The sequence below is a fragment of the Caulobacter endophyticus genome (genome assembly GCF_029543245.1).
Lineage (GTDB): Bacteria > Pseudomonadota > Alphaproteobacteria > Caulobacterales > Caulobacteraceae > Caulobacter > Caulobacter endophyticus_A.
Map to the genome: position 1 here is coordinate 81,100 of NZ_JARQWV010000016.1, position 24,459 is coordinate 105,558.

The 24,459-nt window shown below is 67.4% G+C and carries 26 protein-coding genes, 2 tRNA genes and 1 pseudogene; 15 read left to right on the top strand and 14 right to left on the bottom strand.

The genetic code is table 11. From position 1 onward, the window contains the following. The first annotated feature begins 71 nt into the window (after window positions 1-71). Entirely contained in the window at window positions 72-275 is a 204-nt protein-coding gene (locus tag P7A99_RS16095; RefSeq protein WP_277794796.1) for a hypothetical protein, read from the top strand. Window positions 276-601: 326 nt separating this feature from the next. On the opposite strand, the gene P7A99_RS16100 is transcribed toward P7A99_RS16095, so the two are convergent. The 4 genes from P7A99_RS16100 to flgB form a co-directional block, all read right to left on the bottom strand. After that, window positions 602-841 carry a CsbD family protein gene (locus tag P7A99_RS16100; protein WP_277794797.1) on the bottom strand — a complete coding sequence of 80 codons (240 nt, stop codon included), beginning with the start codon at window positions 839-841 and terminating at the stop codon, window positions 602-604. A 228-nt stretch (window positions 842-1,069) separates the two neighbouring features. Next, window positions 1,070-1,375, bottom strand: a complete 306-nt coding sequence (fliE, locus tag P7A99_RS16105; protein ID WP_101718891.1) for a flagellar hook-basal body complex protein FliE — start codon at window positions 1,373-1,375, stop codon at window positions 1,070-1,072. A gap of 12 nt (window positions 1,376-1,387) precedes the next feature. Continuing rightward, on the bottom strand, window positions 1,388-1,807 hold the full coding sequence (gene flgC / locus P7A99_RS16110) for a flagellar basal body rod protein FlgC (RefSeq protein ID WP_109101439.1): 420 nt from the start codon (window positions 1,805-1,807) through the stop codon (window positions 1,388-1,390). Window positions 1,808-1,818: 11 nt separating this feature from the next. After that, the gene (flgB, locus tag P7A99_RS16115) at window positions 1,819-2,265 is read right to left on the bottom strand and encodes a flagellar basal body rod protein FlgB (protein WP_277794798.1); all 447 of its coding nucleotides are present in this window, start codon (window positions 2,263-2,265) and stop codon (window positions 1,819-1,821) included. 105 nt (window positions 2,266-2,370) lie between these two features. On the opposite strand from flgB, the gene P7A99_RS16120 reads away from it, so the two are divergent. The 4 genes from P7A99_RS16120 to P7A99_RS16135 are packed head-to-tail and all read left to right on the top strand — an operon-like array spanning window position 2,371 to window position 4,692. Then, window positions 2,371-2,700 carry a flagellar biosynthetic protein FliO gene (locus tag P7A99_RS16120; RefSeq protein WP_277794799.1) on the top strand — a complete coding sequence of 110 codons (330 nt, stop codon included), beginning with the start codon at window positions 2,371-2,373 and terminating at the stop codon, window positions 2,698-2,700. Beyond that, on the top strand, window positions 2,700-3,497 hold the full coding sequence (gene fliP / locus P7A99_RS16125; RefSeq protein ID WP_431307682.1) for a flagellar type III secretion system pore protein FliP: 798 nt from the start codon (window positions 2,700-2,702) through the stop codon (window positions 3,495-3,497). Before P7A99_RS16120 ends, fliP begins: the two co-directional genes overlap by 1 nt. Window positions 3,498-3,539: 42 nt before the next feature. Continuing rightward, window positions 3,540-4,451: a ribokinase gene (locus P7A99_RS16130; protein WP_277794800.1), complete on the top strand. Its 912-nt coding sequence runs from the start codon at window positions 3,540-3,542 to the stop codon at window positions 4,449-4,451. 43 nt (window positions 4,452-4,494) lie between these two features. Then, on the top strand, window positions 4,495-4,692 hold the full coding sequence (locus P7A99_RS16135) for a hypothetical protein (protein WP_277794801.1): 198 nt from the start codon (window positions 4,495-4,497) through the stop codon (window positions 4,690-4,692). Here P7A99_RS16135 and P7A99_RS16140 read toward each other — a convergent pair. The 6 genes from P7A99_RS16140 to P7A99_RS16165 all read right to left on the bottom strand — a co-directional run bounded on the left by P7A99_RS16140 (window position 4,681) and on the right by P7A99_RS16165 (window position 10,086). Beyond that, the gene (locus tag P7A99_RS16140; RefSeq protein WP_277794802.1) at window positions 4,681-4,914 is read right to left on the bottom strand and encodes a hypothetical protein; all 234 of its coding nucleotides are present in this window, start codon (window positions 4,912-4,914) and stop codon (window positions 4,681-4,683) included. The two genes, P7A99_RS16135 and P7A99_RS16140, sit on opposite strands and share 12 nt — an antisense overlap. An 11-nt stretch (window positions 4,915-4,925) precedes the next feature. Next, window positions 4,926-5,423, bottom strand: coding sequence for a PAS domain-containing protein (locus P7A99_RS16145; RefSeq protein WP_277794845.1), 498 nt, complete (start codon window positions 5,421-5,423; stop codon window positions 4,926-4,928). 224 nt (window positions 5,424-5,647) lie between these two features. After that, window positions 5,648-6,067 carry a MucR family transcriptional regulator gene (locus P7A99_RS16150; protein WP_277794803.1) on the bottom strand — a complete coding sequence of 140 codons (420 nt, stop codon included), beginning with the start codon at window positions 6,065-6,067 and terminating at the stop codon, window positions 5,648-5,650. A 260-nt stretch (window positions 6,068-6,327) separates the two neighbouring features. Beyond that, window positions 6,328-7,539, bottom strand: coding sequence for a DUF2336 domain-containing protein (locus tag P7A99_RS16155; RefSeq protein WP_277794804.1), 1,212 nt, complete (start codon window positions 7,537-7,539; stop codon window positions 6,328-6,330). Between the two features lie 130 nt (window positions 7,540-7,669). Beyond that, window positions 7,670-8,554, bottom strand: coding sequence for a crotonase/enoyl-CoA hydratase family protein (locus tag P7A99_RS16160; protein WP_277794805.1), 885 nt, complete (start codon window positions 8,552-8,554; stop codon window positions 7,670-7,672). Window positions 8,555-8,748: 194 nt separating this feature from the next. Continuing rightward, the gene (locus P7A99_RS16165) at window positions 8,749-10,086 is read right to left on the bottom strand and encodes a cytochrome P450 (protein WP_277794806.1); all 1,338 of its coding nucleotides are present in this window, start codon (window positions 10,084-10,086) and stop codon (window positions 8,749-8,751) included. A gap of 204 nt (window positions 10,087-10,290) precedes the next feature. On the opposite strand from P7A99_RS16165, the gene P7A99_RS16170 reads away from it, so the two are divergent. The 4 genes from P7A99_RS16170 to P7A99_RS16185 all read left to right on the top strand — a co-directional run bounded on the left by P7A99_RS16170 (window position 10,291) and on the right by P7A99_RS16185 (window position 14,812). Further along, the gene (locus P7A99_RS16170) at window positions 10,291-11,829 is read left to right on the top strand and encodes an acyl-CoA synthetase (RefSeq protein ID WP_277794807.1); all 1,539 of its coding nucleotides are present in this window, start codon (window positions 10,291-10,293) and stop codon (window positions 11,827-11,829) included. Window positions 11,830-11,879: 50 nt separating this feature from the next. Further along, window positions 11,880-12,896 carry a nucleotidyltransferase family protein gene (locus P7A99_RS16175; protein ID WP_277794808.1) on the top strand — a complete coding sequence of 339 codons (1,017 nt, stop codon included), beginning with the start codon at window positions 11,880-11,882 and terminating at the stop codon, window positions 12,894-12,896. A 53-nt stretch (window positions 12,897-12,949) separates the two neighbouring features. After that, window positions 12,950-14,296 carry an Nramp family divalent metal transporter gene (locus P7A99_RS16180; protein WP_277794809.1) on the top strand — a complete coding sequence of 449 codons (1,347 nt, stop codon included), beginning with the start codon at window positions 12,950-12,952 and terminating at the stop codon, window positions 14,294-14,296. A 66-nt stretch (window positions 14,297-14,362) separates the two neighbouring features. Beyond that, window positions 14,363-14,812 (top strand): MaoC family dehydratase, encoded by a 450-nt coding sequence (locus P7A99_RS16185; RefSeq protein ID WP_277794810.1) that lies wholly within the window; start codon window positions 14,363-14,365, stop codon window positions 14,810-14,812. A 126-nt stretch (window positions 14,813-14,938) separates the two neighbouring features. Here P7A99_RS16185 and P7A99_RS16190 read toward each other — a convergent pair. Next, a pseudogene (locus P7A99_RS16190) lies at window positions 14,939-15,141 on the bottom strand (CsbD family protein). A gap of 90 nt (window positions 15,142-15,231) precedes the next feature. Next, window positions 15,232-16,080, bottom strand: a complete 849-nt coding sequence (locus P7A99_RS16195; RefSeq protein WP_277794811.1) for a trypsin-like serine peptidase — start codon at window positions 16,078-16,080, stop codon at window positions 15,232-15,234. A 104-nt stretch (window positions 16,081-16,184) separates the two neighbouring features. Between P7A99_RS16195 and P7A99_RS16200 the strand changes: the two genes are divergently transcribed. The 4 genes from P7A99_RS16200 (at window position 16,185) to P7A99_RS16215 (ending at window position 20,932) form a co-directional block, all read left to right on the top strand. After that, the gene (locus P7A99_RS16200) at window positions 16,185-18,365 is read left to right on the top strand and encodes a S9 family peptidase (protein ID WP_277794812.1); all 2,181 of its coding nucleotides are present in this window, start codon (window positions 16,185-16,187) and stop codon (window positions 18,363-18,365) included. A 136-nt stretch (window positions 18,366-18,501) separates the two neighbouring features. Continuing rightward, window positions 18,502-19,047 (top strand): GNAT family N-acetyltransferase, encoded by a 546-nt coding sequence (locus tag P7A99_RS16205; RefSeq protein ID WP_277794813.1) that lies wholly within the window; start codon window positions 18,502-18,504, stop codon window positions 19,045-19,047. Window positions 19,048-19,095: 48 nt separating this feature from the next. Further along, window positions 19,096-19,458 carry a hypothetical protein gene (locus P7A99_RS16210; RefSeq protein WP_277794814.1) on the top strand — a complete coding sequence of 121 codons (363 nt, stop codon included), beginning with the start codon at window positions 19,096-19,098 and terminating at the stop codon, window positions 19,456-19,458. A gap of 76 nt (window positions 19,459-19,534) precedes the next feature. After that, on the top strand, window positions 19,535-20,932 hold the full coding sequence (locus P7A99_RS16215) for a hypothetical protein (protein ID WP_277794815.1): 1,398 nt from the start codon (window positions 19,535-19,537) through the stop codon (window positions 20,930-20,932). Window positions 20,933-21,003: 71 nt separating this feature from the next. Here P7A99_RS16215 and P7A99_RS16220 read toward each other — a convergent pair whose 3' ends face one another. Together P7A99_RS16220 and P7A99_RS16225 are read right to left on the bottom strand one after the other, a co-directional pair. Then, a complete protein-coding gene (locus P7A99_RS16220) occupies window positions 21,004-21,441 on the bottom strand; it encodes a MucR family transcriptional regulator (protein ID WP_101715214.1) in 438 nt (145 codons plus the stop codon). A 442-nt stretch (window positions 21,442-21,883) separates the two neighbouring features. After that, window positions 21,884-21,957, bottom strand: a tRNA-Gln gene (locus P7A99_RS16225). 185 nt (window positions 21,958-22,142) lie between these two features. Between P7A99_RS16225 and P7A99_RS16230 the strand changes: the two genes are divergently transcribed. Next, a tRNA-Pro gene (locus P7A99_RS16230) sits at window positions 22,143-22,219 on the top strand. Window positions 22,220-22,400: 181 nt separating this feature from the next. Continuing rightward, window positions 22,401-24,179: a signal peptide peptidase SppA gene (gene sppA, locus P7A99_RS16235; RefSeq protein WP_277794816.1), complete on the top strand. Its 1,779-nt coding sequence runs from the start codon at window positions 22,401-22,403 to the stop codon at window positions 24,177-24,179. Window positions 24,180-24,459: the final 280 nt, after the last annotated feature.

Below are 24,459 nucleotides of genomic sequence, written 5' to 3' on the forward strand. Positions count from 1 at the left end.
TTGCACCAAGCCAAATCAGACGCGTTAATAGTGATTAACGGGGGTAGTTTTGGCTGGCGTGGAGCATGACGATGGCCGCAACCCTGACCGCCGCCCCCTCGACAGGGAGCTTCAAGGCCCGCAAGCGCCGCAAATTGGTGCAGCGCCGCCTGCGCGTGGCCGTGGCCTTGATGGTGCTGCTGAACCTGGCCGTCTGGGCCGGGGTCGTGGCCGCGCTTCGGGGCGTGGACGTGGCGGGGTTGGTTCCGCTTCTCGGACAGACCCTCTCTCTTTGAGAGAGGGAGGGGCCCGCCGCGAAGCGGTGGGAGGGTGAGAGGTTTCGGCGCTTACCGCTAAATCCCCGCTCGTCCCCTCAAGCCGTCATCCCGGCCGCAGCGCGTAGCGCGAAGAGCCGGGACCCAGGGGCCGCCGACGAGGCCTTGACGACAGCAAACCCCGCCATCGCGCCCAGTCCCCCTGGGTCCCGGATAAGCCCTGCGGGCTTTCCGGGATGACGATTGTTATAGCGCTTTCGGCTGAGCTTCATTCTGAGAGATTGTAACCTCTCACCCTCCCGCGCCTGCGGCGCGGGCCCCTCCCTCTCTCTTTGAGAGAGGGATTTTTAGTCCTTGGCGTCCTTGGCCGCCGCCTTGAGGTCTTCGCCGGCTGACTTCACGCCGCCGACCACCTCGTCCTTCTTGCCTTCCTTCTTCAGGTCCTTGTCGCCGATGGCCGAACCGACGGCGGACTTGATCTCACCTTCAGTCTTCTGGGCGTGGCCGGAATCCTTGTCGCCGCAGGCGGTCAGGGCGAGCGCGGCGGCGGCGATGGCGACGAGGGAGAAGGGACGCGTGAGGTTCATGCGGTGGAGCTCCTTGTTCGAGCTCTCAACGCCCAGTGACGAAGATCGGTTCGATCGCCGTAAGCCCCACTCACGCCGTCCTTCCCCGCGAAGGCGGGGATCCAAGCTAACTTTCAGGGAGAACCACGGCCTTAGACCGACGGCGACCTCGGCTTGGATCCCCGCCTTCGCGGGGATGCACGGAGAGAAGGCGGTTGAAACCAGAGACGAACGGCGACGGCCAGGCCGTCAGATCGACATCCGCATGATCTCTTGATAGGCCGAAATCACCTGGTCGCGGATCGAGATCACGGTCTCAAGGCTGGCTTCGGCCGACGAGATGGCGGTGACGACGTCGATCAGTTCGGCCTTGCCGGCCGCCTGCTGGGCGATCTTGTGCTCGGCCTGGCGCGAGGCCTGGACCGTGTCGGTCATCGCCGACTTCAGCATGTCGCCGAAGTCCATTTTCTTGGGCTCGCCCACGCTCTTGCCGAGCGACAGCGGGGTCGCGCCGGTGGCGGCGTAGGCTTTCGAGGCGGCCAGAGCGGTGATCATCGCCTAGGGCCCTTACTTCTTCAGGATGTCGAGCGTGCGCGACTGCATGCTGCGCGCGGTCTCGATCACGTTGAGGTTGGCCTCGTAGGCGCGCTGCGCCTCCTTCATGTCGAGCGCCTCGACCAGCGTGTCGACGTTGGGCAGCTTGACGTAGCCCTTGGCGTCGGCCGCCGGGTTGCCGGGGTCGTACTCGGTCTTGAAGTCCTTCTGGTCGCCTTCGACGCGAGCCATCTGCACGCCTTCCGCGCCCTCGATCCTGGCCGGACGGAACACCGGCACCTGGCGGCGATAGGGGTCGCCGCCGGCCGTGCGGGCCGTCGAATTGGCGTTGGCGATGTTCTCGGCGATGATGCGCATGCGGCCCTGCTGGGCCTTGAGCGCGCTGGCCGCCACGGCCATCGCCGCCGCCGACTGGGATCGGATCTCAGCCATCTAGACGTCCTCTAGCCGTTGGGGCGACGCGCGGCGGTGCGCAGCATCGACATGGAGCGTTGGTAGAAGGAGACCGCCGCGTCGTAATTCATGCGCGCGTCGGTCATCTTGAGCATCTGGTCCTCGAGCGTCACCGAGTTGCCGTCGAGAGTGGTCTCGCTGTCGGGGCCCTGGGGCGAGCGGAACTGGCTCACCGGCTTGGACGGCGCCAGGTGACCGGCGCTGGTGGCCAGCATCTGGACTGGACGGCCCGCCGGGGCCGCACCGTTGCCGCGATAGGGCGCGGCGGTCGTCTGGGCGTCGAGCGAGGCCTGGAAGGTGAAAGGCTTGAGGTCCCGCGGCTGGTAACCAGGGGTGTCGCCGTTGGCGACGTTCTGGGCGACCACCTTCTGCCGCTCGGTCAGATAACCGAGCCGGTTCTTCAGCATCGAGAACAGAGGGATGTCGTCGGGACCCATGCGAGCATGGTGAAGAAACAGGGTTAATCACGCATTAAGGACAGTGAGGCACACCAGGGATGCGGCGCCTCGCCGCGGCTCTTTCCTGTGGAATCCAGTCCGCGCATGGACGTCTTTCTTCTGATCCGCGCCGTGGCGGCGCTGGCCGTGACCCTGGGCCTGATCGGCCTGGCCGCTGTCTTGCTGCGCAAGTTCGGACCAGAGGCCCTCAATCGCCTCGTCTCGCAGCGCCGCGAGCGGCGGCTGCAGGTGGTCGAGACCCTGGTGCTGGACCCCGCCCGCCGCCTGGTGCTGTGCCGGCTGGACGGCGAGGAGCGCCTGGTGCTGCTGGGCGACGGCCGCCTGCTGGACTGGACGCCCGCCGGTGCCCCCTCGCCGTCTTCCGCCCCTTCCCCCGCCCCCATCGCCGAGACCCAGCCGGAGCCCGTGGTCTGATGCGCCTGCTCAACAGCCTCACCGGCGCCACGCCGCAGGAACTGCGCCGCGCCGCGCTCATCGCCGTGCTGGCGGGCCTGGCGACGACGCTCGGCCCGTCCCTGGCCATGGCCCAGTCGGCGGTCAATGTCGACCTCGGCACGGGCGCGGGCCTGACCGAGCGGGTCGTCCAGCTGGTCGGCCTGCTGACGGTGCTGTCGCTGGCGCCGTCGATCGTGATCATGACGACCTCGTTCGTGCGCATCGTCGTGGTGCTGGGCCTTTTGCGCACCGCGATCGGCGTGCAGCAGAGCCCGCCAAACCCGGTGATCATCAGCCTGGCTTTGTTCCTGACCGCCATCGTCATGGGTCCGACCTTCGAGCAGTCCTACGACGCGGGCGTCAAACCCCTGCTCGACAAGCAGATGGAGTTGCCGCAGGCCTTCGAGGCCGCGGGCCAGCCGGTGAAGACCTTCATGCTGCGCCAGGTGGACGAGGACGACCTGGCCCTGTTCATCCGCCTGTCGCGGATCGAAAAGCCGAAGACCGCCCAGGAGACCCCGCTGAAGGTGGTGACCCCGGCCTTCATGATCTCGGAACTGAAGCGCGCCTTCGAGATCGGCTTCCTGCTGTTCATCCCGTTCCTGGTCATCGACCTGGTCGTGGCCAGCGTGCTGATGAGCATGGGCATGATGATGCTGCCGCCGGCGACGGTGAGCCTGCCGTTCAAGCTGATCTTCTTCGTGCTAGTGGATGGCTGGCGACTCGTCTGCGGCAGCCTGGTGGAAAGCTTCCAGCGCGGCGCGGGCGGCGGCTAAGATCAGACACCACTGAATAACTAGAACAGAAGACCAAGACCGATGGGCGTTTTCGTACTGGGCTCGATCAATCTGGACGCCGTGGCGCGGGTCGACGACCTGCCGCGGCCGGGCGAGACGGTGGCCGGCCTGTCGCTGGAGCTGTTCCTCGGCGGCAAGGGCGCCAACCAGGCCGTCGCCGCCGCCCGCATGGGCGCGCCCACCCGCCTGATGGGCGCGGTCGGCAAGGACGACAGCGGCCTCAGCCTGAAGGGCAAGCTGGCCAGCTACGGCGTGCAGGTGGCCGACGTCGCCGAACTGTCGGGCGCCCCCACGGGCCAGGCCCACGTCTGGGTGTCGAACGGCGGCGAGAACATGATCGTCGTCACCGGCGGCGCCAACATGATGATCACGCCCCAGCAGGTGGCGGCCACGCCCTTGGAGGGCCAGCGCGTTCTGCTGGCCCAGCTGGAGACCCCGGCCCCGGCTATCGAAGCCCTGTTCAAGGCCGGCGCGGCCAAGGGCGGCCTGCGCGTGCTGAACGCCGCCCCCGCCCTGCCGCAGGGCGCGGCCCTGTTCCCGCTGACCGACATCCTGATCCTGAACCAGACCGAGCTGGCCACCTATGCCCGCCTCGACCACGAGCCGGCCAAGCTGGAGGAGGTCTCCAAGGCCGCCCGCAAGCTGATGAGCCGCCCCGACCAGACGATCATCGTCACCCTGGGCAAGACGGGCGTGGCCGCCGTGCGTCGCGACGAGGCCTTCCTGGTCGAGGGCCGCAAGGTCAAGGCGGTGGACACCGTAGGCGCGGGCGACTGCTTCTGCGGCGCCCTGGCTGCCGGCCTGGCCGCCAATCTCGACCTGCGCGAAGCCGTCGAACAGGCGAACGCGGCCGCCGCCCTGTCGGTGCAGAAGCCGGGCGCGGCCCCGTCGATGCCCAGCAAGCGCGAAGTCGAGGTTTTCCTGGAAGGTTGACCGTCGGTGCCCCGGGGGATCACTGTTTCCCCGGAGGCGCGCGATGGAAGACGCAATGGGGCCGGCGGCCGAGGCGATGAAGAGCGGCGGCCTGATCCCGATCTGCGCCTTTGGCGCGGACGTCTCCACGCCCTACATGCTGGCGCTGACGGTGATCGTCGGCCTGACGCTGTCGCTGGGGTGGGCGGTGCTCAACGCCCGCGGCAAGCGGCGGCGTCGCCGGCCTTCGTCAGGCCAGTAGCGCCGACAGCTTCACGACCGCCATCGGCAGGCCGACCACGGCGAAGAGGAAGCCGAGCACCCTGAAAGGCCCGATCAGCCTGGCGTCTCGGTCGCTCAGGGCGGCGTCGCTGTAAAGCAGATGGCGCACCCAGGTGTAGAGCTGGCGCGGTCGGGCCAGCAGAAGCACGCCTACGACTCCGAAGGCGGCGCACCAGACGATTTCGAAGATCAGGGCGCTCAAGACCCCCCCCGTCAGGCCGCGCGGATGCCGCTGATGCCGCCCTCGGCCTGGGCGCCGACGATCGCGTCGTAGCCGAGGATCATGTCGACGTCCTTGCCGTTGGTCGCCAGCGGCAGGCGCAGCCACAGGATCGAGACGTGCGGCGCGCCGCGCCAGGCCAGGCTGTGCACGCCCACGCCCGGACGGCGCTCGTCGACGACCTTGTCGAGCTCCTTGCGCCAGTAGTCGCCGGCGGCGGTGTTGTAGACCTCGCTCAACGCCTTGCCGGTGATCTCGCGGCCATAGACGCCATAGAGGCCGGTGCCGGCCAGACGCAGGCGGTAATCGCGCGGCTCGCGCACGACGTCGATCAGGCTGACGGTCGGCAGCAGACGCTTGATGCCCGAAGGGTGGAGATCACCACGCGCAGGCAGGTTCGCCCCGCGGCGCAGGGACGCCCAGTATGCGAACATTTCCTGATGAGCGCGGGCCGCGGTCGCGGATGCGCTCAGTTGCGCGGACATCTTCAGAGTCCTTAACAAGCCTTTGGAATCACGGTGATTCACCGCTCGTTCACTATGTCTTAAGCACCGAATCGGCGGAAGCGAAAAATCGCCGCCGCCAACAAAGATTCCGCTTGAGAGTCAATCTGGAAGCACAACGCCCGGGCGCTGAAACAGCGCCCGGGCGTCGATTTTTTCGCTTAGCTTAACCACAAGCGATTGATTGAATTAAGGTAAATGAACGCTCAGACTCAGCCCTTGCGGCCCTTGCCTGCGCCCCGGCCGGTCTGGCCGAGGCCCATCTGGCGGGCAAGCTCCGAACGGGCCTTGGCGTAGTTCGGCGCAACCATGGGGTAGTCCGAAGGCAGGCCCCACTTCTCACGGTAGTCTTCGGGACTCATATCGTACTGGGTGCGCAGGTGACGCTTCAGCGATTTGAAGCGCCGGCCGTCCTCCAGGCAGATGATGTAATCGGGCGTCACCGAGCGGCGGACCGGCACCGCCGGCTCCTTGGGCTCGGGCGCGGCGGCCTCGGGCGAACCGACCGCCCTCAGCGCATCATGCACGCTGCGGATCAGGGCCGGCATCTCGGACGCCGGTACGGCGTTGCCGCCGACGAAGGCCGCGACGATGCCTGCGGTCAATTCGACGAAGGGGATCTCTTCTTCCATGACGCCTTCTCCCGTTCCCTTTATCTTTACTCGACGCGCGACCATCCCAGGCGCGCGAAGTTGCATCATGGATAAACGTGTCAGTAAAACCGGGCAATAGATGCCGCAGCGGAATATTGACTGTCCATCAATGCGATCATTCGCATCGGCAACTTAAGGTCGCGAGATAGAAATTCAGATTTTATGGATTTTAACTGAACGCGTTCGGCGAACTTGACCGCGAGGTTGCAAAGCAAGCCGAACGCCCAGGCAGCGAGACCCTAGCGGCCGAAATCCCGCGACAGGGCCAGCATCGCCGCCCGCTGGGGCACCGAGTATTCGTCGATGGCGTCAGTGTCGCCGTCGCGGATGGCCTTCAGCAGGGCCGGCGTCAGGGCCGACGACAGCGACCAGTTCCAGTAGCGCAGCACGGTCTGGGCCCGGTCGACGGCGATGGCGTCGAAGACGCCCAGCACCCGCTCCAGACCCGGCGAAGGCACGCCCTCGGCGTCGGTTTCGGGGCGGCGCAGGCCGCGCCACAGCGCCCGCACCGCCGCGCGCGGCAGACCGGTGGCCTTGCAGAGGATGGCGATCGGCTCGCCGCCGGCGTCGGTGAAGATCTTGGCCCCGGTCATCGGCTTGAGGCCGGCCAGGTAAGAGATCTCCTCGGCCGTTTCGCGGGTCAGGCCGTTCTGGGCGGCGGCGACGGCGTCCTCGAGGCTGTCGAACGGACTCTTGGCGATGGCGGCGCGGTTACGCTGCCGGCGCTCGATGAACTGCAGGGCCTTGCGCGACAGCGGGTCCTGCCAGCCCTCCTCCGAGGCCACCGCGAACACGTCGCCGACGGCCTCCTGCAGGATCTCGCGCGAGACGGCGAAGCGCTGGAGGATCGTGCGGCGGGCCTCGGCGTCGGCCCACCAGAACATGACGTAGGCGTGGCTGGGGCGCAGTTCGGCGCGCTTGAGCAGCAGAGCGATCAGGCCGGGATTGTCACGCGTCAGCGCCACGACATTCTCGACGCCCTGGTGGCTAAAGCGGGCCAGCTCGTTGCGCAGCAGGGCCTCGACCACCGGGATCTCGCCCATGTCGACCAGGGCGTCGGCCACCACCTCGCCCACGCCGCGGCGGATGGCGATCAGGCGGCGATGCTCCTGGGTGGCCTGATAAAGACAGTCGATCAGGTCTGCGTCGGAAAGGTTGGGAGAGTTCTCAAGCAGCGCCCGGGCCACGACGACCTCGTCGCGCAGCAGCAGGCGCACGAGCGAGCCGGGCATGTCGGACAGGTTAGCCAGGCGCCGGGCGACCTTCTCGCGCTCCTCGACCACCGCCTCGCGCAGCATCTCGACCAGCAGGTCGGCGCACATCGCCCGCTCGAAGGCGTTGATGCGGCTGGCCGGCAGACAGACCACGTCGGCGAGACGCTTCAGGAGGGCGGCGCGCGACTTGGGCGGAACGGCGATCGGCTTGGCGAAGGGCGAAATCGGGTCGGTCATGATCTTCCTGGCGGCGAAGCCCCGGTCGCCGAGTTTCGAACCTAGACGGTAACGCCCTTAAGTTCGAATTAGCGCCAGGGATTCTCCCGCCAGGGGAATTTGCGGCCCAAAGCCTGGCTTCGCCAGGGGGTCAGCGAAATTGTCGCGGCGTCCACTCCGGCCAGATGTCGGGCAGGTCGGTCGAGACGCGGTTGGGATAGGCCGGAGCGCGCTTTTCAAGGAACGAGGTTACGCCCTCCTTGGCGTCGCCCGAGGCGCCGCGCGACTGGATGGCGCGGCTGTCGGCCTTGTGGGCCTCCATCGGATGATCGGCGCCGGCCATGCGCCACAAGAGCTGGCGGGTCAGGGCGACCGAGACGGGGGCGGTGTTGTCGGCGATCTCGCGCGCCAGGACGCGGGCGGCCGGCAGCAGGTCTTCGGCCGCGTGCAGCGAACGGACGAAGCCGCGCTCCTTGGCCTCGGTCGCCGGGAATACCCGGCCGGTGTAGCACCACTCCAGCGCCGTCTGCATGCCGACAAGGCGCGGCAGGAACCAGGACGAGCAGGCCTCGGGCGTGATGCCCCGGCGGGCGAAGACGAAGCCGAACTTGGCGTCTTCGGCGGCCAGGCGGATGTCCATGGCCAGCTGCATGGTGGCGCCGACGCCGACCGCCGGGCCGTTCACGGCGGCGATCACCGGCTTGAGACTGTCATAGATCCGCAGGGTCACCCGGCCGCCGCCGTCACGATAGACGTCGCCGACCTTGCCCTCCTCGCGCTCCAGGGCCTGGGGCGAGGTGCGGTCGAAGGTGGCCCCGCCGCTCGAAAGATCCGCCCCCGCGCAGAACGCCCGCCCCGCACCGGTGACGATCACCGCCTTGACCGCATCGTCGGCGTCGGTGACGTCGAACACCTCGATCAGCTCCTTCATCATCCGGGCGGTGAAGGCGTTGAGCTTGTCGGGCCGGTTCAGGGTGATCGTCGCGACGCCGTCCTCGACGGCGTAGAGCAGGGTCTCGAAGGTCGGCTGCGACATGTGGCGGGCTCCCTGGGGCGGTAGATTTTCAAACGATCGTATGATCGGTACATACCCATGCACAACCCCTCCCCCTTGATGGGGGAGGGGCAGGGGTGGGGGTGGATGCGACGGTCGAAGCCGCGCAAGGCCGCCAACTCAGCGGGGCACCCCCATCCCCAACCCTTCCCCCATCAAGGGGGAAGGGAGATAGCCTAAACCGCCCGCCTCACCCCAAGCTTGCTGATGGCGTGGACGAAGTTGTTGGCCGCGATCTCGGTGCTCCCGGTCCATTCCAGGTCGGGGAAGCGGGCCAAGATCTGGCGATAGGCCTCCTCCAGCTGGATCTGGGCGACGCGTTTGCCCAGGCACGTGTGCGGGCCGTAGCCGAAGGCGACGTGCTTGCCGGCGTTGGGACGGGTGACGTCCAGGCGGTCGGGGTTTTCGAACATGGCGGGATCGCGATTGGCCGCGCCGTAATACATGACCACCTTCTCGCCCTCGGCGATCTGCTGGCCGGCCACCTCGACGTCGCGGGTGGCGGTGCGGCGCATGTAGATCACCGGGCTGACCATGCGGATGAACTCGTCCACGGCGCCGGGCAGCAGGGACGGATCGTCGATCAGCCGCTGCTTCTGCTCGGGGAACTCGGTCAGCAGGCGCATGGCGCCCGACAGGGTGTTTCGCGTCGTGTCGTTGCCCGCGAAGACGATCAGCAGCCACGAGCCGTCGAGATATTCGTCGGCCAGCAGGTCGCCGTCGACCTGGGCTCGCGCGATCGCCGTCATCAGGTCGGCTTGCGGATCCTCCCGCCGCTTGAGCAGCATGGTGCGGCCGTAGTCGAACATCTCCTCGATGTTGTCGTTGAAGTCGGCGACGAACTGCATGAGCTCCAGGGTGGGCGTGATCGGCGCCTGGGCCTGCTGCACGGCCAGATCCTGGGCCCGCTCCAGATAGTGCATCCAGCGCAGGAACTTGGCCCGGTCCTCCGGCGGCACGCCGAGGATTTCGCACAGGGTGAACAGCGGCAGGATCGACGAGAAGTGCTCGACCATGTCGATCTCGGCGCCGCCGGCCAGCAGCGGCTCCATCTCGTCGAGCAGGCGCGTGACCTCTCCCCTCACCTTGTCCGTCAGGCCGCGCAGATAGGCGGCGGTGAAGTAGGGCATATGCTCGCGGCGCAGCTGCAGGTGATGCGGCGCGTCGAGATTGATCATGGTGTCCATGGTCGCCCGGAACAGCAGGGCGTGGCGCTTGTCGGGCGGGCCCATCGACATCAGGATCCCGCCCTTCTGCGAGGAGAAGGTCTCCGGATCGCCGTTGACGCGCATGACGTCGTCATAGCGGGTGACGGCCCAGAAGCCCGGGCCGCCGAACGGCTCGCCGTGCCACATCACCGGAGCGGCCTCGCGCATGCGCGCGAAGTCGGCGAACGGCTGGCCTTCCGTGAAGCGGAAGATGTCGGCGAGATCCACGCCGTCCAGGGTGGGATAGACCTTGGGCGCGCCGGGACCCGGTCGGCCGTCGACCACCGTCTTGCTGATCAGCTCCATGCGCTCGTCTCCCATCGAACGTCGTTGTGGACCGTACGATTACCCAGGATTGCGCATCCGCCAACGGCGCCCCTACGGCAACTTGCGCGAGCGTCCGGCCTTGGGTCATGCTCCTGACTGAACGCCGATCATGCGGAACACACGCAGGCGGCGGCAGGGAGAGAAACGGCCGGCTCCGCCCATGCGGACGGCCCAGGAGGTCGCATGCATCCGAGCGTCCACGCCCGCACCCAGCCCGACAAGCCCGCCTTCGTGATGGCCGGCTCGGGCGAGACCGTCACCTACAAGGAGTTGGACGACCGCTCCAACCAGGGGGCGCAGCTGTTCCGGTCGATGGGCCTGGGCGTCGGCGACGTGGTGGCCATCCTGCTCGACAACCATCCGCGCTATCTGGAGATCGCCTGGGCGGCCCAGCGGGCGGGGCTCTATTACACCTGCATCTCGACCAAGCTGACCGCGCCCGAGGTCGAGTACATCGTCAGGGACTGCGGGGCCAAGGCGCTGATCGCCGGTCCGGCGATGGGCGGCGTGGCCCTGGCGCTGGCGCCGCTGATACCCGGCGTGGCGCTGTTGCGGGTGGACGGGGCGGCCGGCCCCTACGGCGACTTCGACGCCGCCCGCGGGGCCATGCCGGCCAGCCCCATCGCCGACGAGACCTCGGGCTCGGACATGCTCTATTCGTCAGGCACCACCGGCCGGCCCAAGGGCGTGAAGCCGGCGCTGAACGGCGCGCCGATCGACGCGCCCCACGCCCTGCAGATGATGGCCCAGCACCTGTTCAAGCTGGATGGCGACAGCGTCTATCTCTCGCCGGCGCCGCTCTATCACGCCGCCCCGCTGCGCTGGTGCATGAGCGTGCACAAGCTGGGCGGCACGGTGGTGGTGATGGAGAAGTTCGATCCCGAGACGGCGCTGGCCCTGATCGAAGCGCACAAGGCCACCTGCGGCCAGTTCGTGCCGACCCACTTCGTGCGGATGCTGAAACTGCCGGAAGCGACGCGGGCCAGGTACGACGTCTCGACTATGCGCTCGGCGATCCACGCCGCCGCCCCCTGCCCCGTGCCGGTGAAGGAACAGATGATCGCCTGGTGGGGGCCGGTGATCTACGAGTACTACGCCGGCACCGAGGGCAACGGCTTCTGCTGGATCGACAGCTCCAGCTGGCTTGAGCGGCGCGGCTCGGTGGGCCAGGCGGCGCTGGGCGAACTGCGGATCTGCGACGAGGCCGGTGATCCCCTGCCCGCCCGCACCGAGGGCGTGGTCTATTTCGCCAACGGCCCCGCGGTGACCTATCACAACGCCCCGGAAAAGACGGCCGAAAGCTACAACAAGCACGGCTGGACGACGCTGGGCGACGTGGGCTGGGCCGACGAGGACGGCTATCTCTACCTGACCGACCGCAAGAGCTTCATGATCATCTCGGGCGGGGTGAACATCTATCCGCAGGAGATCGAGAACCTGCTGATCACCCACCCCCGCGTGGCCGACGCGGCCGTGGTCGGCGCCCCCGACGAGGAGATGGGCGAGAAGGTGGTGGCGGTGATCCAGCCGCTGGACTGGGACGACGCCACGCCCGCCCTGGCCGCCGAACTGCTGGCCTTCACCCGCGACAACCTCAGCCACGTGAAGGCTCCGCGGCAGGTGGACTTCGTGCGCGAACTGCCCAGGCACCCGACGGGCAAGCTCTACAAGCGGCTGGTGCGGGATGCGTACTGGGGCAAGACGGAGGGGCGGATCGTTTGATCGGCCGGAAAGTTATACGCAGATTCTCAAATTGCGTATAACCTGTCTTCATGGTCGAGCGCCTGCCCCTTTCCGCCCACACCAGCTACGCCGAGCTGATGGAGCGCCTGCGCCTGGGACGTGTGGGCGAATATCCTCCGGGCTCCTCCTTCACGTCCAAGACGGTGAAAGGACGGATCTACTGGTACGTCCAGATGCCGACCGGCGGTGCGCAAAGTCGTCGACAAGTCTATGTCGGCCCCGACAGCGACGATCTGCGTGAGCGTATCGCACGGCATGGGGAACATCGCGCCGACCATGAAGATCGCCGACGCCTCGTCGCGGCGATCCTCGCTTCGGGCGCTCCCCGCCCGGATCGAACCAGCGCCGAGATCATCCAGGCGCTGGCGATCGCGGGCGCCTTCCGTCTCCGGGCGTTGCTAGTCGGCACTGTGGCTTTTCAGACCTACGCCGCGCATCTGGGCGTTCGACTGCCCGTCACCAGCCTGGCCACCATGGATCTCGACATCGCCCAGGACTTCGGCATCGCGTCGAACCTGGACGACACGCTCGATCGTCCGCTTCTGGAGATCCTGCGAGAACTCGATCCCCGCTTCGCGCCGGTGAGCTACGCCTTCAACGCCAGCCGCACGACGAGCTACGCCTTGGGCGAGCGCTATCGGCTGGACGTCCTGACGACCAACCGGGGCGCGCCCCGGGACGAGCCGTCCTACCTGCCGACCTTGGGCAGCGACGCCGTGCCCCTGCCGTTCATGGACTTCCTGCTGCGCGATCCGGTCGAGACCGCCGTGCTCCATGGCGGCGGCGTGCTGGTCAATGCGCCTTCGCCGCCGCGCTACGCGGTTCACAAGCTGATCGTGAGCCGCGACCGCAAGGTCAATCCCGAGAAGGGGCTGAAGGATCGCCAGCAAGCGGCGCAGCTGATCAGCGCCCTCGCCGAGGACGACCCCTTCGCCCTGCGGGACGCCTATGCCGAGGCCCGCGGACGCGGCGAGGCGTGGCGCAAGCTGCTGGACGAAGCGGTCAGCCTGCTGCCCGGGGATGCAAGGGCGGTGCTGGAGGGCTGAAGCAGCGCACGTTGCTTCTATACGGCGCGGGATTCCCGCCACACGGTCGGGGCATGCTTTCCGTTCTGCTTGACCGCCTGCCCCAAATTTCGCTGCCCAAGACAGCCACCGCTCCGTTCTGTCCGGCGGAGGTGCGCGGCGCCGTGCCCGTGCCGGACGGGCTGCCGACCTGGAAGCGGATGCTGCGCACGGCAGGGCCGGGCCTGCTGGTCAGCGTCGGCTACATGGACCCCGGCAACTGGGCGACCGACATCGAGGCCGGGTCACGCTACGGGACCAGCCTGCTGTTCGTCGTGGTGCTGTCGAGCCTGGCGGCAATCCTGTTGCAGATCCTGTCGATGCGCCTGGGCCTGGTCACCGGCAGAGACTTGGCCCAGATGTCGCGCGAGCGGTTCGGGCCGTGGACGGTCAAGATCCAGTGGGTGCTGGCGGAGCTGGCCATCATCGCCTGTGACATCGCCGAGGTGCTGGGTTCGGCCCTGGCCTTCAAGCTTCTGCTGGGCGTGCCGCTGTGGGCCGGGGTGCTGCTGACCGGGCTCGACACGGTCATCGTGCTGGGCCTGAAGGGCAAGGGATTCCGCCAGCTGGAGGCGATCATCCTGGGCCTGATCTCGACGGTCGGGATCTGTTTCCTGGTGCAACTGATCATCGTGCCGCCCAATGCGGGAGCCGTGGCGCGGGGCCTTGTCCCGTCGCTGGCGGCGCTGCAACAGGGCGACGCGCTTTATCTGGCCATCGGCATACTGGGCGCGACGATCATGCCGCATAACCTCTACCTGCACTCGTCGATCGTGCAGACACGGCTGACGCCCGAAGACGTCGCGGGCAAGCGGGCGGCGATCAAGTTGGCGAGCATCGACACCGTGGTCGCCCTGGTGCTGGCGCTGTTCGTCAACGCCGCGATCCTGATCCTGGCGGCCTCGGCGTTCCACGGCAACGGCCTGCGCGAGGTGGCCGGCATCGAGGAGGCGCACGAGCTGCTGGCGCCGGTCACCGGCGCGGCCGTGGCGGGCGTCCTGTTCGGGATCGCCCTGTTCGCCTCGGGCCAGAGCGCCACCTTCACCGGCACCATCGCCGGCCAGGTGATCCTGGAGGGGTTCCTGAACCTCAGCATCCCCTGCTGGCAGCGGCGGCTGATCACTCGGGGCCTGGCCATCATCCCGGCGCTGGCCGGCGTGCTGACGCTCGGCGACCACGCGGTGGGACGCCTGCTGGTGCTGACCCAGGTGGTGCTGAGCGCCCAGCTGCCCTTCGCCATCTGGCCGCTGCTGCGGTTCACCGACGACAAGGCCCTGATGGGGCCGTTCGCCAACGGCTGGCTCGTGCGGATCGTGGCCTGGGGGCTGTTCCTGGTGATCTCGGCGGCGAACATCTGGCTGGTGGTTTCGACGTTCGCATAGCCGCCGGGAGTTGCCCCGGGCGGTCGCCCGTGATCTCTTCCAAACAAACGTTTGGGAGAACGCCGCATGAAAGAGATCGCCTTCGCCGACATCGCCAGCCTGGTCGGGCAGGAGGTCGGGGTGTCCGACTGGGTCGAGATCAGCCAGGAGCGGGTCAACCAGTTCGCCGAGGCCACCGGCGACCACCAGTGGATCCATATCGACGTCGAGCGGGCGACGCGCGAGATCGGCGGACCGATCGCCCACGGCTACCTGACGCTGTCGCTGATCCCGATGCTGGGCGCGGGCATCCTTCACGTCACCGGCGTGACGCGCGGCATCAACTACGGCTGCGACAAGGTGCGGTTCACCAACATGGTCCGCGTGGGCAAGCGGGTGCGGATGCGCCAGAAACTGGTCAGCGTGGAGCCCAAGGCCGGCGGCCTGCAGATGAAGAACGAGTGCACCATCGAGATCGAGGGCGAGGAGCGCCCGGCCTGCGTGGCCGAGACGATCTCGATCATCTACGGGGGTTAGAGGAAGCGAATCGACGGTCAGCTTTTCGAAAGCTGAAAACGTCCCCCCTCCGGCCCTTTGGGCCACCTCCCCCAGAGGGGAGGATCCTGGAAAGACGAAGGCCCCGGATCGCTCCGGGGCCTTTGTTCATGAGGCTTGCGCCAAGCCTAGTGCTTGATCGCGTCGCCGATCTTGTCCTGGGCCTGGCCGACCTTGTTCTGGACGTCGCCCTTGACCTTCTGGGCCTTGCCCTCGGCTTCGAGGCGTTCGTTGTCCGTGGCCTTGCCGACGGCTTCCTTGACGGCGCCCACGCCCTTGTCGACGGCGCCTTCCACACGATTGGTGCTCATTGGCTTGCTCCTGCTAGCGTTGAACTCCCCATTCGAACGGGGCCCCGGGAGCAATGGTTCCTAGCTTGGCTGGAGCCGATTTCGTCGAAATCAGCGATTAAAGCCGGGCGCGGCGACGGCCTGGACGGCGACCACGTCCTGGGCGGCCGCCACGCTGGGCGGCTTGGCCGGCGCGGCCTGGATCAGCGGCGGCCCCGACGGCTTGTCGAGTTGGGCCACCGTCTCGCGGATATACTTGGCGTGGGTGACGATGCCGATCTCGAGGCGCTCGCCCGACAGCTCGACCTGCTGGGTCAGCATGCCGGCCACGAACTGCACCTCCTGGCTTTCGGTCGAGCCCGGACGGCGGCGCGCCCCCTCGGCCATGAACACCGGCCCGCCCGAATTGCCGGGGAAGACCGAGAAATCCATCAGGAAGGTCGGGAAGGCGCTGGCCGGGGCCAGCGGATAAGACGCCACCCGGCCCGAGCGCAGGATCGGAAAGCCCGCGGTGTTGGCCGACAGGCCGCGCGGGAAACCCAGCGCCATCATCTCGTCGCCGGGACCAAGGCTGTACTTGTTGAAGGTGTCGTCCTGGGCCAGCCAGGCCAGCGGAATGGCGGCCTTGGCGAACTCGGGCGGGGCCTCGACGACGATGGCGGCGACGTCGCGGCTGGGATGCTTGACCCACAGGGGATGATCGCCGTCACGGATCTTCAGGGTGCGGGGGTCATAGCGCCAGACCCCCTCCTTGCTCTGCACGCGATAGCCGATCTTGGCCGACACCGAGGGCATGCGGTCGAAGACGTGGGCGGCGGTGACCAGGATGGTCCGCGGGCGGCCGTCGGGCGTGGGATCCTCGATCAGGAAGCCGGTGCCGACCGTGCGCGAACCATCCGCGAGCGGTTGCTCCAGTTGCACTGTCGCCTGGATCAGATCGACCGACAGGTCCCAAGCCATGTACGCCTCGTCTCCGATTCAACCTTAGACGTCGTATGAGTTTGACCAGACGCATCAGGCGCAACAAGTTGGCGTTCTGACGCATCCGAGGGGGAATCTGTCCAATGAACCGGCGCGAAATGATGACGAGCGTTGCCGCCGTCGCCGCCACGTCCTCCGCCCTCATCCCCGGGAGTTCCATGTCCGCCACCGCCAAGCCCGTTCCCCCCGTCGCCAAGAAGGTTCCCAAGAAGATCGAGCAGCTGGGCCGGGTGCGCGTCGACGACTACGCCTGGATGAAGGACGACAACTGGCAGAAGGTCCTGCGCGACCCCAGCCTGATCAAGGCCGACGTCAAGGAGCACCTGACCGCCGAGAACGCCTATGTGAAGGCGATGCTGGCCCCGACGCAGGACCTGCAGAAGGCGATGTTCGAGGAGATGAAGGGCCGCATCAAGGAGGATGACTCCTCGGTCCCCTCGCCCGACGGCCCCTATGACTACTATTCGCGGTTCGCGATCGGCGGCCAGCACCCGATCTACGCCCGTCGGCCGCGCGGGAAGACCGACGGCGAGGAAGTGCTGCTCGACAGCGACGCCCTGGCCAAGGGCAAGGCCTACAGCCAGGTCAGCGCCGCCGACCACAGCCCCGACCACAAGCTGTTCGCCTATGCCGAAGACGCCCAAGGCTCGGAAGTCCACAAGATCTACGTCAAGGACCTGACCACCGGCGAGATCCTGGCCGAACCGGTCGACAGCAGCACCGGCGACTTCACCTGGTCGCCCGACTCAAAGTGGCTGTTCTGGACCCACCGCGACGACAACGGCCGCTCCGACAAGATCTATCGCCGCCCCGCGCGTGGCGGGCTGAAGGACGACGTGCTGGTCTATGAAGAGCCTGACGACGGCTTCTTCGTCAGCGTCAGCGTCACCGGCTCGGACGCCTTCATCGTCATCAGCGCCGGCGACCACGAGACCTCGGAAACCCTGCTGATCCCGGCGAGCGACGTCACCGCCAAGCCGAAGGCCGTAGAGCCGCGCACGCCGGGCCTGCGCTATTCGGTCGAGCACTGGGACGGCAAGTTCGTCATCCTGACCAACGCCGACGACGCCATCGACTTCAAGCTGGTCGAGGCGCCGGTCGACAATCCGGGCCGCGCCAACTGGAAGGACTTCGTGGCCCACAAGCCGGGGACCTTCATCACCGGCCACGCCGCCTACAAGGACCATCTGGTCCGCGTCGAGCGCGTCAACGCCAACACCCGCATCGTCATCACCGACCGCGCCACCAAGGCCGAAAAGCCGATCGTCGTCGACGAGCAGGCCTATGTGCTGAGCGTCGAGGGCGGCTACGAGTTCGACACCCCCACCCTGCGCTACGTCTACCAATCGCCCACGACCCCGCGTCAGTGGTTCGACTACGACATGCGCAGCGGCGACAAGGTGCTGCGCAAGACCCAGGAGATCCCCTCGGGCCACGATCCTTCGAAGTACGTGACCAAGCGCCTCTATGCGAAGGCGCCCGACGGCGCCGAGGTGCCGGTGACCGTGCTGATGAAGAAGGACGTCAAGCTGGACGGCAAGGCGCCGCTCTTGCTGTACGGCTACGGCAGCTACGGCATGTCGATGGATCCGTCGTTCTCGATCCGCAACTTCAGCCTGGTCGACCGCGGCTGGATCTGGGCCACCGCCCACATCCGCGGCGGCTCGGAAAAGGGCTACGGCTGGTTCCTGGACGGCAAGAAGTTCAAGAAGAAGAACACCTTCACCGACTTCATCGCCTGCGCCGAGCACCTGCATGCGAACGGCTACGGCGCCAAGGGCGCGACGGTGGCCTATGGCGGCTCGGCCGGCGGCATGCTGATGGGCGCGATCACCAACCTGCGGCCGGATCTGTGGTCGGGCATCATCGGGGCGGTGCCGTTCGTCGACGTGCTCAACACCATGAGCGACACCTCGCTGCCGCTGACCCCGCCGGAATGGCCCGAATGGGGCAATCCGCTGGAGGACAAGGAAGCCTACGACTACATCGCCAGCTATTCCCCGTACGACAACGTCGCCGCCAAGCCCTATCCGGCCGTGCTGGCGACCGGCGGCCTGTCGGACCCGCGCGTCACCTATTGGGAGCCGGAGAAGTGGGCGGCCAAGCTGCGCGAGCACACCACCAGCGGCAATCCGATCCTGCTGAAGATCAACATGGATGCCGGCCACGGCGGCGCCTCGGGCCGCTTCGACTTCCTCAAGGAGATCGCGCTCGACTACGCCTTCGCCGTGTGGGCGGTCGACAAGGGCTGGACGAAGGCCTGAGAAAGCCCCTTCCCCCTCGCGGGGAAGGGGTTGGGGATGGGGGCGCCGGCGTTGTCGTCCGCCGACACGGCGCTGACACCCCCACCCCTGCCCCTCCCCGCAAGGGAGAGGGGTTCATGTGTTTCTGGAGTTTCGCTTGATCATCCGCCCCTCCACCGACGCCGATATCGGTGCGATCACGGCCATCTACGGCTGGAACGTGCTCAACGGCCTGGGCACCTTCGAGGAAGTTCCGCCCGACGAGGCCGAGATGGCCCGGCGGCGCGGCGCGTTCCTGGAGCGCGGCCTGCCCTATCTGGTCGCAGAGCTGGACGGAAAGGTGCTGGGCTACGCCTATGCCGGCCCGTTCCGGCTGCGCGCGGCCTATCGCTACACCGTCGAGGACAGCATCTATGTCGCCCCCGATGCGGCCGGCAAAGGCGTCGGCAAGGCGCTGCTGACGGCGCTGATCGAGGCCTGCGAGGCCCTGGGCCTTCGCCAGATGTGCGCGGTGATCGGCGACAGCGGCAACGCCGCGTCGATCGGCGTGCACGCCGCCCTGGGGTTCGAGCACAAGGGCGTGTTTCCGGCCATGGGCTACAAGTTCGACCGCTGGGTTGACCTCGTGTGGATGCAGCGGCCGCTGAACGGCGGCGGCGAGACCCCGCCCGACGCGCCCGGCATGTCGCTGAGCGGCGTGTGACATCGGGGGTGGTTGCGCCGCGTTGCGACCGCCCCTAGTTTCCCGCCCATGCGCGGGCTTCGGGTCCTTCTTCTGGCCTTGATCGCGGTGGCTTTCGCCGCCGGCGGGATCATGCGCGCCGCGCCCGCCGAGGCGTCGACGATCCCCATGCCGCCCTGCCACGAGATGGCGATGGCGGACGCGATGCATCACGCGCCGGCCGATGCGGACCACGAAGACGGCCAGGCCGACCACAAGTCCAAGCCGGGAGCCATGGCGACCAACTGCTGCGTCGGCTGCCTGCCGGCCGGACAGAAGGCCGTGGTCGGCGATATGGCCGCGCTGGCCGCCACCGACATCGTGTTCGCCGACCTGCACGCGCCGCTGGACGGCCTGGAGGCCGCGCCGGAGCCCCGCCCTCCGCGCGCCTGATCGCAAGACCGCGCGCCGTATAGAGCGCGCCGCAACAACACGTCTTACGATCACAGTTTCCAAGAAAGGCAGTCCGATGACCGCCCTCTCCTTCCGTACGCGCCTGCTCGCCGGCGCGGGCTTCGTCGCGGGCCTGACGCTCGCCGCCCCTGCCCTGGCTCAGCACCATGGCGACCATGCGGGCCACGCCATGCCTGCGCCCTCAACAGAGGCTCAGCCTCCCGCTCCGGCCCAGGACGCGCCGCCGGCCGATCCGCACGCCGGTCATGCGATGGATGACGACAACTGGGTGGAAAGCCCCGTCGGCTTCGCGCGGCCGATGAGCAGCCCCTTGGGCCGATACTCGATGAACCGCGACGCGGGGGCCACCGGCTGGCAGCCGGACGCCTCGCCGATGTTTGGCGTGATGAAGCACAGCGGCGACTGGATGCTGATGGGCCACGTGCTGCTCAACGGCGTCTATGTCGACCAGGGCGGCCCACGCGGCGGCTCCAAGGCCTTTGCGGCCGGCATGCTGATGGGCATGGCCCAGCGCCAGGTCGGTCCGGGCATGCTGGGCTTCAAGGCCATGGTCAGCCCTGACCCGTTCATGGGCAAGAGCGGCTACCCCCTGCTGCTGGCCACCGGCGAGACGGCCGACGGCGAGCACCCGCTGATCGACCGCCAGCATCCGCACGACCTGATCATGGAGATGTCGGCCAGCTACAGCCTGAGCGTCGGTGAGAAATCGGACGTCTATCTCTATGCCGGCCTGCCCGGCTCGCCCGCCTACGGCCCGCCGGCCTTCATGCACCGACAGGCCTCGATGGACAGCCCCGAGGCGCCGATCAGCCACCACTGGTTCGACTCGACCCACATCACCTTCGGCGTGGTCACGGCCGGCTTCTCGCATGCTGACTGGAAGATAGAGACCAGCGCCTTCCGCGGCCGCGAGCCCGACCAGAAGCGCTACGATATCGAGACCGGCGAGCTGGACAGCGTCTCGGCCCGCCTGTCGTACAATCCGACGCCCAACTGGGCTCTGCAGACCAGCTGGGCGAAGATCAACAGCCCCGAGGCCCTGGACCCGGACAGCGACGAGGCCCGGGTCTCGGCCAGCGCGCTCTATGCCCGACCGCTGGGCAGGGACGGTTCGGTCAGCGCCACCCTGGCCTGGTCGCGCAAGGACCGCATTCCGGGCGACGCCCTGCAGGCCTGGCTGGCCGAAGGTTCGGTGAAGCCCAACGACCGCTGGACCATCTTCGCCCGCGCCGAGCAGGTCGAGCAGGACGAGCTGGCCGACCATCACGGCTCGCACGCCGGCGAGGCCTACACGGTGCGTCGCGTCTCGCTTGGAGCGATCCGCGACTTCGTGGTGGCGCCGAAGGTGAAGTTCGGGATCGGCGGCCTAGTCAGCGCCTACGACGCGCCGGAAGCGCTGGGCTATGACGACCCGATGGGCGGCATGGCCTTCGTGCGCCTGCGGATCGGCTAGGCCCAAAGCAAAAGCCCCGCCGGCGGACCGGCGGGGCTTTCGTGTTTTCGGGGCTCTTTAAAAGAACCGGATCAGGCCTTGCGGGCGCGGGCCTTGCCCGGAGCCTTGGCCTTGCGGCCGCCTTGACCCAGGCCCAGGGCCTTGGCCATGGCCGAACGGGCCTCGCTGTAGGACGGCGCCGTGGTCGGGTAGTCGGCCGGCAGGCCCCACTTGGACTTGTATTCGGCGACGGTCATGCCGTGGGTGGTCAGGTGACGCTTCAGCGTCTTGTAGGGCTTGCCGTCCTCGAAGCTGATCAGGGCGTCCGGCGTGATGCTCTTGCGGATCTGGGCCGGAGTAGCCTTGGTAACAGTCTCGGTCACCGGCGCTTCCGGCGAACCAAGACCGGCAAGGGCGTCGTGCGTGGCCCGAATCAGAGCCGGCAGGTCAGAGACCGAGGTCGTGTTGTTGGCCACATAGTTGGCAACGATCTCAGCGGTCAGCTCGATCAGGGTCGATTTGTCTTCCACGGCGTCACTCCACAATGACTTTAAATTCGGAAATACACCCGCCCTGTGGAATTACAAGTACACAAATACGCAATCGACCGAGCAACGCTCCGCGAAAACAGGCTTTATTTCGTAGCAACAATGTCGACGGCGGATTTTCAAAGCCTTAGCCGTAAGCGAGGGCGCTCGCGCTCAAGTTCAGTTGCGGTCGCAGACGTTTTCGCATGCGCGAAGACCGACAAGGGTCGCGTGCATTTGCACTGTGCATAACGCAGGGCCGGCGCTTGAGATTCGCCCAGCTCTCTCAGCCCCCGGCGCAGACCCGGGCGAACACGCTCTGCAACGGACAAGCGCTCGCAGGCGCGAAATCGCGGCGACGCAAAGCACAGCTTCAAGGGAGACAAATGATCGCGATGTAAACGCGGCGCCGGGGGCGGAGCGCTGATCAACGATGAGGAGAGGGTGGCTGGGGAACTAGGACTCGAACCTAGAATGACGGTACCAAAAACCGCAGTGTTACCATTACACCATTCCCCAGCAGGAACGGCTGCCGACCCAGTGGGCCGCGGCGAGGCGGTGGAGATAGCTCAGGATTCGGACGGTGGCAACGCCCTCCAAATTCTTTTTTTGGGTCTATTTTCGCGCTTGCGACTCTCCTGACCGCCGCCTATAAGCCGCCTCCCAAGTCGAGCACAGCCAACTGGCGGCGCGGCTTCGGAAGTCGGAGTGTGGCTCAGTCTGGTAGAGCACTGCGTTCGGGACGCAGGGGTCGCAGGTTCAAATCCTGCCACTCCGACCATCTTCTCTCCCGAGAAAATTTCCTTATTTGCATCGCCCGGGCCACAAGTTCGGCAGGTTGCGTGCTGTTCATTTGACCGCAACGCGACAGCCGCTAGCTTGCGAGCACATTGAAGCGCGACGGACGCACGACCACCTGTGCTTTTCGTCCGCCGCGCCTTGGCTATCGCAACGGGACCCCGATGAAGCAGTTTCTCATGACCGTGGCCGGCGTATTCGTCGGACTCGTGCTCTTTCTCGTCGGGGTGCCCTTCATATTGATCGTGCTGGCCGCGGGCGCCGCCCGCCCCGCCCCGGTGCCGGCCAACTCGGTCGTGCAACTGGACCTGCGCGGCGGCCTGTCGGACCAGGATTCGCAGAACCCGTTCGCGGCCTTCGGCGGCGGCGGCCAGTCGGTAATGGGCGTCATCGAGGTGCTGCGCCGCGCCGAGACCGACGACAAGGTCAAGGCGGTGTTCGTGCGCCTGCCCGAGGGCGGCATCGCCCCGGCGTCCTCGGACGAACTGGCCCAGGCCTTCAAGCACTTCCGCAGCGTCGGCAAGAAGCCGATCTTCGCCCATAGCCAAGGGATCTATCCCTCGGGCATGTCGACCTCGACCTATCGTCTGGGCGCGGCCGCCAGCGAGTTCTGGATGCAGCCCGACAGCTCGCTGCAGGCCGTCGGCGTGGCCAGCGAGACGATGTTCTACAAGCGCCTGTTCGAAAAGTACGGCGTCAAGGCCGACTTCGAGCAGCGCTACGAGTACAAGAACGCGGTCAACCCGTACCTGAACAGCGACTTCACCCCCGCGCACCGCGAGGCGACGCTGTCGTGGATGGGCTCGGTCTACACCAGCGCCCTCACCGCCGCCGCCCAGGACCGCAAGCTTGATCCGGCCCGTCTGATCAAGGCGATCGAGGCCGGCCCCTACAGCGCCCAGCAGGCCCAGGGCCTGGGCCTGATCGACAAGGTCGGCCAGGTGAAGGAAGCCCAGGACGCCATGCTGGCCCGCGCCGGCAAGGGCGCCAAGCTGGTCGAGTTCTCGGACTACGCCGCGCGCTCCAAGAAGGACCTGCCCAAGACCGGCGCGGCGATCGCCGTGATCGGCGCCGAGGGCCCGATCGTCACCGGCACGTCGGGCCAGGCCTCGCCGTTCGGGGGCGACAGCAGCATTCACTCCGACGAGACCGCCAAGGCGATCTACGACGCGATCGAGGACAAGGACGTCAAGGCGATCGTTCTGCGGGTTTCCTCGCCCGGCGGGTCCGACACCGCCTCGGAACAGATCCTGGCCGCCGTACGGGCCGCCAAGGCGGCCGGAAAGCCCGTCGTGGTCAGCATGGGCACCTATGCGGCTTCGGGCGGCTACTGGATCAGCAGCCAGGCCTCGGCGATCGTGGCCCAGCCCTCGACCCTGACCGGCTCGATCGGCGTGTTCGGCGGCAAGTTCGCCCTGGGCGAGGCCCTGTCGCGCTTCGGCGTCGACACCCGCCAGGTAAGCGTCGGCGGCGACTATGCCGGCGCCTTCGGCACGGGCCAGGAATTCACCGCCGACCAGCGCGCCCGCTTCTCGGCCTGGATGGACAATATCTACGCCGGCTTCATCAACCGCGTGGCCGAGGGCCGCAAGCTGCCCGTCGAGCGCGTGCGCGAGATCGCCAAGGGCCGCGTCTGGACCGGCGCCCAGGCCAAGGACCTGGGCCTGGTGGACCAGTTGGGCGGCTTCTACGACGCCGTCGAGAAGGCCAAGGCGCTGGCCAAGCTGACGGGCGACGTGCGCCTCAAGAAGATCGGCGGGCCCAAGTCGCCGTTCGACGCCCTGGAAAAGGCCCTGGGCGTCAGCTCGGCCTCGATGCGCACCGTGGCCGCCGCCGCCTGGATCCTGGGCGATCCGCGCTCCGAGGCGATCCTGGACGAGATGGCCAAGACCCGCCTGCGCTCGCAAGGCGCCAGCGTCCTGGCCGACACGCCCGCCTACTGAGGCTTCGGCGTCCATCACGAGAAAGGCCGCTCCGAAAGGAGCGGCCTTTTTTGTTTGGGCGATCGGTTGCTCAAGATGCTCCTCCAGAGGGGGAAGGATCCGTGGCGTCGGCGGAAGAACCGACCTCATCAGACACTTCCCCCTCCGGCCCTTCGGGCCACCTCCCCCTGAAGGGGGAGGACCTGGTTCGACAAACCTCCGCTCTTGGGAGCTTCCGGCCAACGCCTCCCTCCCCGCCTCGCCTGGACGCAGACAAACAAAACGGCGGGTCCTTGCGGAC

Excerpts from the sequence above, each read along its gene's own strand:
- P7A99_RS16095 (WP_277794796.1), top strand. The coding sequence starts at position 72 with ATGGCCGCAACCCTGACCGCCGCCCCCTCGACAGGGAGCTTCAAGGCC.
- P7A99_RS16100 (WP_277794797.1), bottom strand. The coding sequence starts at position 841 with ATGAACCTCACGCGTCCCTTCTCCCTCGTCGCCATCGCCGCCGCCGCG.
- fliE (WP_101718891.1), bottom strand. The coding sequence starts at position 1,375 with ATGATCACCGCTCTGGCCGCCTCGAAAGCCTACGCCGCCACCGGCGCG.
- flgC (WP_109101439.1), bottom strand. The coding sequence starts at position 1,807 with ATGGCTGAGATCCGATCCCAGTCGGCGGCGGCGATGGCCGTGGCGGCC.
- flgB (WP_277794798.1), bottom strand. The coding sequence starts at position 2,265 with ATGGGTCCCGACGACATCCCTCTGTTCTCGATGCTGAAGAACCGGCTC.
- P7A99_RS16120 (WP_277794799.1), top strand. The coding sequence starts at position 2,371 with ATGGACGTCTTTCTTCTGATCCGCGCCGTGGCGGCGCTGGCCGTGACC.
- fliP (WP_431307682.1), top strand. The coding sequence starts at position 2,700 with ATGCGCCTGCTCAACAGCCTCACCGGCGCCACGCCGCAGGAACTGCGC.
- P7A99_RS16130 (WP_277794800.1), top strand. The coding sequence starts at position 3,540 with ATGGGCGTTTTCGTACTGGGCTCGATCAATCTGGACGCCGTGGCGCGG.
- P7A99_RS16135 (WP_277794801.1), top strand. The coding sequence starts at position 4,495 with ATGGAAGACGCAATGGGGCCGGCGGCCGAGGCGATGAAGAGCGGCGGC.
- P7A99_RS16150 (WP_277794803.1), bottom strand. The coding sequence starts at position 6,067 with ATGGAAGAAGAGATCCCCTTCGTCGAATTGACCGCAGGCATCGTCGCG.
- P7A99_RS16155 (WP_277794804.1), bottom strand. The coding sequence starts at position 7,539 with ATGACCGACCCGATTTCGCCCTTCGCCAAGCCGATCGCCGTTCCGCCC.
- P7A99_RS16160 (WP_277794805.1), bottom strand. The coding sequence starts at position 8,554 with ATGTCGCAGCCGACCTTCGAGACCCTGCTCTACGCCGTCGAGGACGGC.
- P7A99_RS16165 (WP_277794806.1), bottom strand. The coding sequence starts at position 10,086 with ATGGAGCTGATCAGCAAGACGGTGGTCGACGGCCGACCGGGTCCCGGC.
- P7A99_RS16170 (WP_277794807.1), top strand. The coding sequence starts at position 10,291 with ATGCATCCGAGCGTCCACGCCCGCACCCAGCCCGACAAGCCCGCCTTC.
- P7A99_RS16175 (WP_277794808.1), top strand. The coding sequence starts at position 11,880 with ATGGTCGAGCGCCTGCCCCTTTCCGCCCACACCAGCTACGCCGAGCTG.
- P7A99_RS16180 (WP_277794809.1), top strand. The coding sequence starts at position 12,950 with ATGCTTTCCGTTCTGCTTGACCGCCTGCCCCAAATTTCGCTGCCCAAG.
- P7A99_RS16185 (WP_277794810.1), top strand. The coding sequence starts at position 14,363 with ATGAAAGAGATCGCCTTCGCCGACATCGCCAGCCTGGTCGGGCAGGAG.
- P7A99_RS16195 (WP_277794811.1), bottom strand. The coding sequence starts at position 16,080 with ATGGCTTGGGACCTGTCGGTCGATCTGATCCAGGCGACAGTGCAACTG.
- P7A99_RS16200 (WP_277794812.1), top strand. The coding sequence starts at position 16,185 with ATGAACCGGCGCGAAATGATGACGAGCGTTGCCGCCGTCGCCGCCACG.
- P7A99_RS16210 (WP_277794814.1), top strand. The coding sequence starts at position 19,096 with ATGCGCGGGCTTCGGGTCCTTCTTCTGGCCTTGATCGCGGTGGCTTTC.
- P7A99_RS16215 (WP_277794815.1), top strand. The coding sequence starts at position 19,535 with ATGACCGCCCTCTCCTTCCGTACGCGCCTGCTCGCCGGCGCGGGCTTC.
- sppA (WP_277794816.1), top strand. The coding sequence starts at position 22,401 with ATGAAGCAGTTTCTCATGACCGTGGCCGGCGTATTCGTCGGACTCGTG.